The organism is Alteromonas sp. C1M14 (assembly GCF_018860965.1).
Lineage (GTDB): Bacteria > Pseudomonadota > Gammaproteobacteria > Enterobacterales > Alteromonadaceae > Alteromonas.
The window spans coordinates 341998-353490 of sequence record NZ_JAHKQF010000002.1 but is presented as its reverse complement, the minus strand read 5'-3'; the positions used below and the strand labels follow the sequence as shown (position 1 = coordinate 353490).

Here is an 11493-nt window from a genome sequence, read left to right as displayed (position 1 = left end):
TTTAAAATAAAGCAATTAGGGGGCTTGTATATTATGACCGGAATCGTTAATATCACGCCCGCTTCAGTACAGGGTTAAGACTGACGTGAATACAGCAAAAAGAAATTACCTCGTAGCAGGTAACTGGAAAATGAATGGAAGCCGTTCTTTAGTTAACGAATTTGTCGACGCTTTTAACGGTGTTAATTTCGATAATGTTGATGTAGCGCTGTGTCCACCTTCTCTATTTATTTCTGCGTTTAGCGAAAGCAATATAGCGTTGGGTGCACAGGATGTTAGCCATTGTGAAAATGGTGCGCATACCGGTGATTTATCGGTCAGCATGTTAAATGAATTTGGCTGTAAATACTGCATTGTTGGTCACTCTGAACGTCGAGAAGATCACGGTGAATCAAGCCGTACTGTCGCTGAAAAAGCCCAAAAAGTTCTCGATGGGGGGTTAGTACCCATCATCTGTTGTGGTGAACCACTATCAGTAAGAGAAAGCGGCAAAGTAAATGAATTTGTAGAATCTCAGTTGCAAGAGATTTTCGATGTCATTGATAGCAAAGAGTTAGTGAATGCGGTTATTGCTTACGAGCCTATATGGGCTATTGGTACAGGTAAGACGGCATCGCCACAAGAAGCTCAAGACATTCACGAATTTATTCGCAGTTATATTGCAACAAAGGATGCTTCACTCGCAGCTAAGATACAAATTCTGTATGGCGGTAGTGTGAAGCCAGATAATGCCAAAGAGTTATTTGCTCAACCCGATATCGACGGTGGATTGATAGGCGGAGCAAGTCTTAAGGCGAAAGATTTTATTTCAATTTGCCAAGCGGCATCTTGACGAGGTTATTATGTTATACGAAGTGCTTTTAGTCTCTTACCTAATTGTTGCAATCGGGCTCATTGGTTTTGTATTAATCCAACAGGGTAAGGGTGCCAACATGGGCGCGTCGTTTGGTGGCGGTGGCTCTAACACTGTATTCGGTTCCAGTGGTTCAGGAAACTTCATGACAAAAACAACAGCAACCCTTGCTACTTTGTTTTTCGTTTTAAGTTTGTTTCTTGGAAATATTACTGCGAATAAAGAAAAAGCCGTAGACGAATGGCAGGAACTTGAAGTTCCAGTAGAACAGCAATCAGCGCCGACGGACAGCGATGTGCCGATGACAGACGTACCGGCGGCTCAGGAAAGTGATGTACCTGTTGAGCAATCTCAAGAGCAGCAGGACAGCATTCCTAACTAAACAGTTTTTGCGGAAGTGGTGGAATTGGTAGACACGCCATCTTGAGGGGGTGGTGACTTCGGTCGTGCGGGTTCAAGTCCCGCTTTCCGCACCAAATAAAAAAAGGCTGCAACTTACAGGTTGCAGCCTTTTTTGTTGGGTTTAAAAAGTACAAAGCGCTCGGTAGCGAACTCCAAGGTAGTGAGCTTCCTTTTTTGCCCACGATGAAATAAAAACTCATATGTAGGTATATAAACCAGCAAGTTTGCATCATAATTGCTTTACTATAAGGGAACCGACTAAAAAGGAGAAAGTTATGGATATCTTACGCATTATTTTGTCAATTTTACTGCCGCCACTGGGTGTATTCTTACAAGTGGGGATTGGCGTTCAATTCTGGATCAATATTGTGCTGACCCTGTTAGGTTATATTCCAGGTATTGTCCACGCGGTGTATATTATTGCCACGCGCTAAGACAAGCGAATGGCCGTCTTATAGGCGGCCATAAGTTTTCTTTTATTCCTCTCATCGCTAGCGTGCTCTAACGCTAACTGATACATATTCGCGGCTTGCTTGTTTAATACCACGGTGTACTCTGAAGACACCTGATGTTGAATTTTATCAATGCAATAAAGCAAGTGCGTCATTACCGCTGCATGCTGTGCGCCGGCTTCACTGATTTCACAAAACCCTTTATCCACAATGCTCGCGAAACTGGCGGTTCGTCTTAAGATCCATATATTCGATGTGGTATGAACCAGCGCTGACGGCGGAAAACGCTTTTTGGCCAAATGAATGCATGCCGACGTTAGTCTGTCTGCACTCGTTCGCGCAGTTTCAGGATCGTTTATCCCAGGAGACAGTGCCCGAAGGGCAATATCAACGAGTTGAGAAAGAGAGAACTCCGGATCTTGTATGGCACTTCTTTGTGTGCCTAAAAAAATGTGCCGTTGGTAAGATGCAAATGCTTTTTGCGTAATAGGATGAAGGCTATGAATCGTCATCACCTTATCGTTTAATGCAACGTAATCACCGCCCCGCACATGAATTTCGACGCCAGTCACATAGGTTTGTGGAAACCGCATTAACCCTTCGTAATCAATAGCGTTTATATAGCCACTTTGGGTAGGGGGCACCACGGTGGTATACGGGCCCGTTTTGATCAGGTCGGGACTGATAGCTGTGACATCATCATTACTTTTGTGAGCAGGAAAAAGGCTATTGATATGGAAAATAGCCGATTGATAACAACGCTCGATAATCTTATCGGCCTGAATGAAGGTGGCGATGTGATGGATAAAATAGATAAGCAACAAAGTATCTATTATTCCAAACATCAATACTGTTAGCGCATACACCGATGCGACCAAAATACTGGTTTCTTCTACGCCTAAGCGGTGAATAGCCAATAAACAAAACACAAAGGTTGACGTTAAAGCACCCAGTACACATTGGGTTCCCCGATCATCCATAAAGGTTTGAATTAACCGTGGCCCAAATTGTTTCGATGCCATTGTGAGAGAGACCAAGGTCATGGAAAACGCGATACTGGTTGCGGTAATAGTGGCAGAGGCCACCGTTGTGGTTAATTGCGCTGCAGATTGGGCTGTGATTGTCCATCCCCAAAGCGGGGCCGTGGTATTTGGCTGTATCAGCGGGACAATAAGGTATAACACACTGCCCAGTAATAACGCGGGGATGATCATGCAGGCAGGAATAAACCAGTAGCTTACCCGTAGTTTTTCCCAATAGGTACGCACCATGGTGCCTAGTGTAATGAGCAGTTTATTCATTCGTTACCTTGCTAAAATAGGGTTCATTACCCTGTTGTTACAACCATTGGTTTGTCTTACGTGTAAAGACGCGGGCTAATCTGGCGAGGTTAATACCTGCAAGTTCTTCTTCGATACGATAAAGCGAATTTCGCTGGCATGGCGAATTTCACCATCTACCGCATAGGGGGTCTCTTGGGCTAGTGAAAGGGTAATCGAGCGTGCTTGTTGGTGACAAATACGTTCAGATGCTTGTTTGGTTTGTTTATCTGCTAGGACCAATTCTGCCAATGACAGTAATTGGTTATCTTCTTCGTCTTGTGGAAGTAACCACGTAATATCAGCTTTGCCATCGGTAATATCTGGTTGTTCTCCCCCTTGGGCCAAGGCCGTCGTTAATGGGGCCGCATTAGCAATAACGAAACTTGGCGTGGTTATTTCCTGTTCTTGTTGCTCGTCGTCAAAGCGTACGCGAAGATCCATGACCTCATTGGCTGAAATGGCCTTCCATAATCCACGTAAGTAAGCGAACTGTCCGCCTTCGTTTTTTTCGTTGCGATCTGCCGCCGCTATCATTTGCTGTTCAAAGCCGAGGGCTGCCACCATCAATACCAGTTCGTCGTTACAGGAGGCGGTATCCATGATGGTGGTATGTCCGTTAATGATAATATCGCATGCAGTTTGGATGGGAATGATTCTGCTAAGGTAACCATGCAAAACTTGGCTAAGGGCATTGGCGGTGCCTAATGGAATTACCCCCAGGGTGGTTTTCGTATTAACACAAACACTGGCCACTTCGGTTACGGTGCCGTCTCCGCCACAGGCAACCAGCACATCTGCGCCGTCGTTGAGGGCCTCTAGGCCACGTTGCTTGGCATCAATATCAATGGTGGTTTCTAACACGGTGACCCGAAAATGAGGGTTGAGTAATGACAGGATCAAGGGCTTCTCTTGTTTCCATTTTCCGCCCCCTGCCACAGGGTTAGCAATAATCGCTAAGGATTGGGTGAATTTTATGTGACCACCTTGTTTTATCTTGGTTAGCGCGGCGAGTTGTTTTTTGTTGAGCCTAGCGGTACTGCGGATTTGCTGTATTTGGCCCATGGCATCATCAATGGAAAGCTGAGGATTTTTCGCTAACAAATATGCGGCTACAATTAGAACGGAACGACCTCTACCAAGGGCGCAATGAACGACGACCTTTCTGTCATCCTTTATTTGTTGCGCAATCCAATTAATGGCGGTATTGAGTTGTTCGGTGGTGGGGCTAGTATGATCAAGTACCGGAATATTAAGATAATGACAGTCCATGAATTGAGCAGACCAATCCAGTCCGTCGAACTCGGCGGTTACATCGAGGATAGCGGTGACACCTTGTTGCTTTAGTGTCTCTACATCATTATTGGATAACCGACATGCAAGAAATAGATCGGTTTCGATGCGCTGAATGGCAGGGACTTCATCGTGTTTACGTGCCCACGCGTTATAAGCGCCTGTGCCGAGTAAAAAAGGAATAAATAGCCAGCGAATATAAAAGGGAATGGTACCGTCTTCCCGTTTTCTAAACAGGCTGGGGTAATTAAAAATGTAGGCAAAAGAAACTGCGCTAAGAGAAAAAAATATCCAGCCGAAAATCACTTTTAACGGCCAATAGGGGATAAACCAGGTGGCGAAAGCGGCAATAACAGCGCCAATCAGGTAATACTTGACCATTTTCATACTTATCTCTCCATGTTATTCGGCTGTTTTCTTGAACCAAGTAATGAATACGCCGTACCTATTAATGCAATACGGTTTATATGGAAACTGGATTGCTTCGTTTTAGATAAAATTGTGCAAAGAGACAAACATCATGGACCAAGGGTGGAAAGGTAAGTTAGTGAATTTTGTCTGGTTTCAGACGATCTGGTTTTGCGCAATCGTGTTTGAAAATCAGTTTTTGTGGTTAATGCTCTTTCTTATCGTAGGATACATCGCCGTTTTGCCCTGTCGTTTACAAAGTGTGATTTTTGGTGTGGCGATTGGACTGTATGGTGTACTCGTAGACGGTACCTTAGCTGCCCTCGGTTTCTATCAGTTTTCAGCGGAAGTTAGCGCGCTGATCCCCTTGTGGTTGGTGGTGCTGTGGGTGGCGTTCGGCTATATGCTGCGGATCAGTTTAACTTACTTGCGAGACAGATATTTGTTAGCCGCATTCCTTGGGGCGGTGTCAGGGCCTTTAAGCTACTTCGCCGCCGCAAAATTAGGGGCGGTTACCTTTCTTTTTCCCACGGCGATGACGTTAGTCGTCATCGCCTTCATCTGGGCGTTTACCGTACCACTTTGGTTATACATTGATGTTTGGCAACAAAAACGATTTGCACCAATTCAATACAATTAAATGCGGGGACAGTTATGACATCAACGGTATTGATCACCGGAGGAAACAGAGGCATAGGTCTAGAGATTGTGCGCGGGTTTGCCAAGGAAGGGTGCAAGGTGCTTTTAGGATGCAGAAATGAAGACGATGGCTTGGCAGCGAAAAAAGACATTGTAGGTGCTGACATTCAAGTTATCGAGTTAAACCTGAATAACGAACAGCAAATTATTGAAAGTGTGACAAGGGCACAAGCTATTTATGGCGATATCGATATTTTGGTCAACAACGCGGGGTTCTTAGAAGATAATGATTGGCAGAATGTGGAGCTTGAAGAGATTAAGCGAGCCATGCAAGTGCACGTTTATGGGCCTTTATGTCTAATTCAGCAAGTATTACCTGCTATGGTTGAAAAAAACTATGGGCGAATTGTGAATCTTTCTTCGGGCTATGGGTCCTTCGAACAGGGCATAAATGGGCCAACCGCCTATTCTGTGAGTAAAGCGGCTCTAAACGCCCTTACCGTTAACATTGCCAATAGTGTGGATGCCGCCAACGTAAAAATTAATAGCATGACGCCAGGCTGGGTACATACGCGCTTAGGAGGAAAGGATGCGCCCCGAACGCCGGAAGAAGGGGCAAAGACAGCGGTTTGGCTAGGGCTTTTAGAAGACGATGGTCCAACTGGCAAGTTTTTTCGCGACCAAGACGAGATTTCTTGGTAACTGGCGCAGCTACTCATACTGTTACTTTGGGATGGGCTATGGGGAACGCCCCATAGCGAACCGAGTTTTATTGTATGGCTTCTATTACTTTACTGCTATTGGCCGATAGTGCATCGCGCACTGAGGTGACGGATTGCTCTCGTTTCAGGTTTACCACAAGGGCAAATTTGCCACGTCGAATCGCTGAACGTACGGTCTGGACGATTTCGTCACGATCGGGACGTAAGCCAATTAACCCTGCCACAAATAGTCCGATAAACAAGCCAGGACTGATTAACGCGATGTAGGTGAACATAGGGTTATTTTGTGTGAGGGCAGGGCCAAAATTGACGAGGATAAAAGCGAAGATTAATCCGGTAATTATACCCGCCGCCCCTAAAATCAGGTGGGAGTGCCATAGTCGCTTACCAATTTTCTCACTGGCCTTTTCAAGTTTCGCATTAAAGCCTTCGTCCTTAGGATGAATAAGGGTTAGTTGCTGTGGTGACAGGTCAGTTTGGGACTGCAGTGTTTGTATTCCCATTGCAACTTGCTGTTGATCGTCAAATATGGCCGCTATTTGGGTATTTTTAGCCCCAACAATGGCATCAACATTCGGTGTAGTTAGATCACTCATAGATCACCCGTTTAATAAGCCCGAGAAGTTAAATCTAACAAAGAAGCCGTTTACGCACCTTTACCCTAACTCCACGGGGATAAGAAAAAATTTGTGTTATTACACATCACTAATGTCAAGTGAATACAAATTCTATACCGAATAAATATGTTGTTGATTTGTATATGTTTTGCCATAAATTTGGCCATATTCAAAACAGCGCATAGGCTATTTAATGAAGTATTTTCTAGTGTTATGAAAAATTTTCTCACTTTCACTGTGCTGTTTTGGGCGTCTTAAATAAAGCGGAGATGCTTGGAATACCGACTGTTGCTAACTCGTACAACTGTGCCATGAGGAGTTAGGGCGGCTTTGCCAACGCCTGATACCGCTTAAATTACCTTCACCCGAAGTCATTTTACTTAAACGAAATTTGAATACCTTGTGTAGTTATTGCATGAAGTCGACCGCGCTAAATTAAGCCCGATAGGATAAATAACGATCTTTTTTCTTTCTGCAATCGTAGGTTACACGAATGATTGTGCGTGAATACCGTACACAGTTAGATTCATGTGTAACTATTCAGGCGTTCAAAAACTTTAATCAAAAGTATTATAAAGTCGAGATTTAGTCTATTTTCACTTTGAGAGTTGTTTTTTTAACTAATTGAATAATATCTTTTTAATTTGTGTTTTCCCAAGGTGAGTGGGATTCAGCGTGGAATGTAAAGAAAATCCATCTGAGATACCGTAAACACACGTTTCCACAAACCCGCCTTGATAATTAAGATTAGATACTGATATAATTAGAACTCAAATTAATAGAGTGAAAATAAAAGGCGCACATAAGCGCCTTTTATTTATGTTTTAGAAAAGTGGGAGCGCATTAGTTTTTATGCAATTTGAAGCATATATATCGTTAGGCATTTATTTCATTGCCATGTTGGGCATAGGGCTTTTTGCCTATCGTCAGTCGACCAGTGATATCTCAGGATACATTCTTGGTGGACGCCAAGTCAGTCCACAGGTAACTGCGTTGTCTGCAGGGGCGTCAGACATGAGTGGATGGATGCTGATGGGGTTGCCCGGTGCCATGTTCGTTTCTGGTTTTGATGCGCTTTATATCGCCATTGGACTGGTTGTCGGTGCGTTAGCGAACTATCTACTAGTGGCACCAAAATTACGGGTTTACACCGAAGTCGCTGACGATTCGCTTACCGTTCCGGAGTTTTTTGCCAAACGTTTCGGTCAGTCAAACGCCACCGTAAGAATGGTGTCGGCTGCAATTATTGTTTTATTTTTTACCTTGTACACATCCGCTGGATTAGTGGCAGGGGGTAAGTTATTTGAAAGCGCGTTTAATGTTGAGTACCAATGGGGCCTTATCATTACGCTAGCGGTGGTGGTGTCATATACGCTGTTAGGCGGTTTTCTGGCCGTTAGCATGACGGATTTTGTGCAGGGGTGCATTATGTTTGTCGCCCTTGTATTGGTGCCGTTAGTTGCATTTAGCGAGTTCGATAGCGTTAGCCAGATGACTGGCGCTGCGTATACGTCGATACCGAGTTTGCCGGAATCGTGGAAAACGGTATCAGCCATTGGCCTTATCTCTAGCCTTTCTTGGGGCTTAGGGTATTTCGGACAACCGCACATTATTGTTCGGTTTATGGCGATACGGTCTGTTAAATCTATTTCCACCGCGCGCAATATTGGCATGTCGTGGATGACAGTGACGATTATTGGCGCATTAGCGACCGGATTTGTAGGCATCGCTTATGCCAACCAGTTTGGTTTGAGCGTGGAAGATCCTGAGACCATATTTATCGTGTTTTCTCAGTTGTTATTTCATCCGTTAGTCAGCGGATTTTTGATGGCCGCTATTTTAGCCGCCATTATGAGCACCATTTCGTCCCAATTATTGGTGTCGGCGAGTTCATTAACCGAAGACATTTATCGCGTAATGTCTAAAAAGAATAATGATGGACAGTCCACTGTGAATATTGGCCGGTTAGGCGTTGGTGGGGTCGCGTTAGCGGCGTTGGCTCTGGCCTGGGACTCGTCAAATACAATTTTATCGCTGGTAAGTAACGCATGGGCAGGATTTGGCGCTGCGTTTGGGCCGTTAGTTTTGGCTTGTCTGTACAAAAAGGATCTTACTCATAATGCCGCGTTGGCAGGCATTATTAGCGGTGCAGCAACAGTTTTATTTTGGATTTATGCGCCTGTTCTAGCGGACGGCGAGACACTCAGTAGTGTCGTTTATGAAATTATTCCCGGCTTCATAGTCAGTTCTATGACCTTGTGGCTTGTCTCGGCATGCAGCCAGGCGCCATCGTCTGAAGTTCAGGCGATGTTTAGCGAAACGAACCGGGAACTTGCGAATCAACAATCTTAAGGTGAATTTAAGTATGAACAAAAATTGGAAACGCATCGTGGTTAAAGTTGGGAGTGCTCTTATTTCCCCTAACCGCAAAGGATGCAGTAGCCATTATCTTCTTAGTATCGCGCAGTTTATCGTGAAATGTCGCGCCATGGGCACTCAGGTTGTGCTTGTTTCCTCAGGTTCAGTGGCCGCGGGAGCTCACCAGTTCCCCGACTGTGAGCGTTCTGACATCACTATTAAAAAAGCCATGGCCGCTGCCGGCCAAACAGAAATGATTGCAACTTGGGATCGATTATTTGATTTTCCCTCGGCGCAAATTCTGCTGACTCACGCTGATCTCCGTGATAGAGAGCGCTATGTGAGTATTCGTGATACCACGTTTAGTTTACTTGAGCACAATATACTGCCCATTATTAACGAAAACGACACCGTAACGACGGATAAATTGAAAGTTGGCGACAACGATAATCTGTCAGCCATGGTGGCATCTGCGGCAGACGCCGATGCATTAATTATTTGTTCTGATGTGGATGGGCTTTATGATAAAAACCCCCATACTCATGATGACGCAACCTTATTATCTAAGGTTGATAATATTGATGCTGATATTTATGCCATGGCGGGCGGCGCAGTCAAAGGCGGTGTAGGAACCGGCGGCATGCGTACGAAAATTGAAGCGGCAGAAAAAGCGGTTTCTCATGGTATCGATACATATATTATTAACGGTTTTACTGAATTGTCATTTAATATGTTACTTAATGGCAAAAATCCAGGAACCCATTTTACTGCTTATGAAAAACCCATGGCGGAAAATGAACACTGGATGCGGCACACAACCCGCGCTCAGGGCGAAGTCATTGTTGAAAATGAGTTTGCGCCTGCATTGTGTGACAACGCAGAGTCATTGACCAGTAAAGAGATTTTGGACGTTAAAGGCGAGTTCTCAGTGGGTGATACCATTATTGTCAGAAAAGACGATGGCACCAAACTGGTAAAAGCACGCTCTAATTACAGCAGTTGCTTATTGAACTTTATTGCCAATCAAGAAGATGATGATTTTGCCTCTGAGTTTGAAGAAAAAACGGGGCCGATTATTTCGAAAAAGAATTTAGCTAACCTGGAGAAAGAATGAGTTTAATTACATCCTTAGCAAAAAACGCAAAGCAAGCCGCACGAACCCTTGCCGTACTGGACGAATCTGCCAAAGACGCGGTGCTCAAAGACATGGCGGCAGCGATTCGTAACAGCAAGGACGCAATTAAGCAGGTAAACGAAAAAGAAGTGGCCCGGGCCAAAGAGGCTCAGCTTGACGCTGCCATGATTGACCGTTTAATTCTGGACGACGCGCGCATTGAAGCCATGGCTGAAGGCATTGAAGTGATCATTGATTTGGATGATCCGGTGGGTAAAGAACGTGTTATCGGTACCCGTCCTAATGGTATCGAAATCAAAAAGATGCGTATTCCATTAGGTTTGGTATGCATGATTTACGAAGCCCGCCCTAACGTCACCGCAGATGCCGGCGCATTGTGCTTTAAATCAGGCAATGCGGTTATCCTAAGAGGCGGTAAAGAAGCCTTAGACACAAGTCTGGCCATTGCCGGGTTGATGCAGGATGTGCTAGAACAACACGATTTGCCTAAGGCGCTTATTAGTGTGGTTCCTGATCCCGACCGGGCATTGATGCAGGAATTAATGGAGCAGCGAGATTCAATCGATGTGATTATTCCTCGTGGTGGGGAAGGCCTCATCAACTATGTTACCGATAATTCTAAAGTGCCGGTTATCCAGCACTTTAAAGGGGTGTGTCATCTATACGTAGACAAGGACGCCGATCTAGACAAAGCACTGGCATTATTACTTAACGGTAAAACCCAGCGTACTGGGGTGTGTAATGCACTTGAAGGATTACTGGTACACCAGGCGGTTGCCGGTGATTTCTTACCCCAAGTCGCCAAAGCGTTGGCAGAACATGATGTACGCATCCATGTGAACGAAGCAGGGGCCAGTTACTTCACAAATCCAGATGTGATTGGTGAAGAGGGCTACGGCGAAGAGTACTTGGGTCTAGAAATCGCAATCCGTGTGGTTGATGATTTCGACGCTGCCTTGTCTCATATTGCCGATTTCGGTAGTAACCATACTGAGGTTATTTGCACCGAGAACGCGCAGTCAGCACAAATGTTCCAGCGCGCCGTTGATGCCTCTGTAGTAATGGTAAACGCATCATCCCGTTTCTCTGACGGTAGTCAATTAGGGCTTGGTGCTGAAATTGGTATTGCCACCACTAAGTTGCATGCCTACGGTCCTATGGGACTGGAGTCGTTGACCGCTGAGAAGTACCTTGTGAATGGTACAGGCCAAGTGCGTGATTAGATTCAATTTGTTCATCGGTTAGCATTGTGAAATGTAAGCCGAATTGAGATACTAGAAAACCGAGCGCCTTGC

The 11493-nt window shown here is 45.0% G+C and carries 11 protein-coding genes and 1 tRNA gene; 9 read left to right on the top strand and 3 right to left on the bottom strand.

Annotation, left to right across the window (positions count from 1 at the left end; translation table 11 throughout):
• Positions 1-85: 85 nt before the first annotated feature.
• The 4 genes from tpiA (at position 86) to KO501_RS02095 (ending at position 1689) form a co-directional block, all read left to right on the top strand.
• Complete coding sequence (gene tpiA, locus KO501_RS02110; protein ID WP_216027987.1) at positions 86-832, top strand: triose-phosphate isomerase; 747 nt, start codon at positions 86-88, stop codon at positions 830-832.
• A 10-nt stretch (positions 833-842) separates the two neighbouring features.
• On the top strand, positions 843-1235 hold the full coding sequence (gene secG / locus KO501_RS02105; RefSeq protein ID WP_216027986.1) for a preprotein translocase subunit SecG: 393 nt from the start codon (positions 843-845) through the stop codon (positions 1233-1235).
• Between the two features lie 9 nt (positions 1236-1244).
• Positions 1245-1329: transfer RNA gene (locus KO501_RS02100), tRNA-Leu, on the top strand.
• Positions 1330-1530: 201 nt separating this feature from the next.
• The gene (locus tag KO501_RS02095; RefSeq protein ID WP_216027985.1) at positions 1531-1689 is read left to right on the top strand and encodes a YqaE/Pmp3 family membrane protein; all 159 of its coding nucleotides are present in this window, start codon (positions 1531-1533) and stop codon (positions 1687-1689) included.
• Here the strand turns inward: KO501_RS02095 and KO501_RS02090 are convergent.
• The gene (locus KO501_RS02090; RefSeq protein WP_216027984.1) at positions 1686-3008 is read right to left on the bottom strand and encodes a DUF2254 domain-containing protein; all 1323 of its coding nucleotides are present in this window, start codon (positions 3006-3008) and stop codon (positions 1686-1688) included. The two genes, KO501_RS02095 and KO501_RS02090, sit on opposite strands and share 4 nt — an antisense overlap.
• A gap of 75 nt (positions 3009-3083) precedes the next feature.
• On the bottom strand, positions 3084-4706 hold the full coding sequence (locus KO501_RS02085; RefSeq protein WP_216027983.1) for a diacylglycerol kinase family protein: 1623 nt from the start codon (positions 4704-4706) through the stop codon (positions 3084-3086).
• 133 nt (positions 4707-4839) lie between these two features.
• Here KO501_RS02085 and KO501_RS02080 point away from each other — a divergent pair, with 133 nt between their 5' ends.
• Positions 4840-5367, top strand: a complete 528-nt coding sequence (locus tag KO501_RS02080; RefSeq protein ID WP_216027982.1) for a DUF2878 domain-containing protein — start codon at positions 4840-4842, stop codon at positions 5365-5367.
• 14 nt (positions 5368-5381) lie between these two features.
• A complete protein-coding gene (locus KO501_RS02075) occupies positions 5382-6068 on the top strand; it encodes an SDR family NAD(P)-dependent oxidoreductase (RefSeq protein ID WP_216027981.1) in 687 nt (228 codons plus the stop codon).
• A gap of 67 nt (positions 6069-6135) precedes the next feature.
• On the opposite strand, the gene KO501_RS02070 is transcribed toward KO501_RS02075, so the two are convergent.
• Positions 6136-6684, bottom strand: a complete 549-nt coding sequence (locus tag KO501_RS02070) for a hypothetical protein (protein ID WP_216027980.1) — start codon at positions 6682-6684, stop codon at positions 6136-6138.
• Between the two features lie 873 nt (positions 6685-7557).
• Here KO501_RS02070 and putP point away from each other — a divergent pair.
• From putP to KO501_RS02055, 3 genes are read left to right on the top strand one after another with little or no spacing between them, the layout of a single operon-like run.
• On the top strand, positions 7558-9057 hold the full coding sequence (gene putP / locus KO501_RS02065; protein ID WP_216027979.1) for a sodium/proline symporter PutP: 1500 nt from the start codon (positions 7558-7560) through the stop codon (positions 9055-9057).
• Between the two features lie 13 nt (positions 9058-9070).
• On the top strand, positions 9071-10177 hold the full coding sequence (gene proB, locus KO501_RS02060) for a glutamate 5-kinase (RefSeq protein WP_216027978.1): 1107 nt from the start codon (positions 9071-9073) through the stop codon (positions 10175-10177).
• Entirely contained in the window at positions 10174-11421 is a 1248-nt protein-coding gene (locus KO501_RS02055) for a glutamate-5-semialdehyde dehydrogenase (RefSeq protein WP_216027977.1), read from the top strand. The genes proB and KO501_RS02055 overlap by 4 nt, the downstream gene beginning before the upstream one ends.
• The last annotated feature ends 72 nt before the right edge of the window (positions 11422-11493 follow it).

Coding starts and splice junctions, on each gene's coding strand:
- secG (WP_216027986.1), top strand. CDS start 843: ATGTTATACGAAGTGCTTTTAGTCTCTTACCTAATTGTTGCAATCGGG.
- KO501_RS02095 (WP_216027985.1), top strand. CDS start 1,531: ATGGATATCTTACGCATTATTTTGTCAATTTTACTGCCGCCACTGGGT.
- KO501_RS02090 (WP_216027984.1), bottom strand. CDS start 3,008: ATGAATAAACTGCTCATTACACTAGGCACCATGGTGCGTACCTATTGG.
- KO501_RS02085 (WP_216027983.1), bottom strand. CDS start 4,706: ATGAAAATGGTCAAGTATTACCTGATTGGCGCTGTTATTGCCGCTTTC.
- KO501_RS02080 (WP_216027982.1), top strand. CDS start 4,840: ATGGACCAAGGGTGGAAAGGTAAGTTAGTGAATTTTGTCTGGTTTCAG.
- KO501_RS02075 (WP_216027981.1), top strand. CDS start 5,382: ATGACATCAACGGTATTGATCACCGGAGGAAACAGAGGCATAGGTCTA.
- KO501_RS02070 (WP_216027980.1), bottom strand. CDS start 6,684: ATGAGTGATCTAACTACACCGAATGTTGATGCCATTGTTGGGGCTAAA.
- putP (WP_216027979.1), top strand. CDS start 7,558: ATGCAATTTGAAGCATATATATCGTTAGGCATTTATTTCATTGCCATG.
- proB (WP_216027978.1), top strand. CDS start 9,071: ATGAACAAAAATTGGAAACGCATCGTGGTTAAAGTTGGGAGTGCTCTT.
- KO501_RS02055 (WP_216027977.1), top strand. CDS start 10,174: ATGAGTTTAATTACATCCTTAGCAAAAAACGCAAAGCAAGCCGCACGA.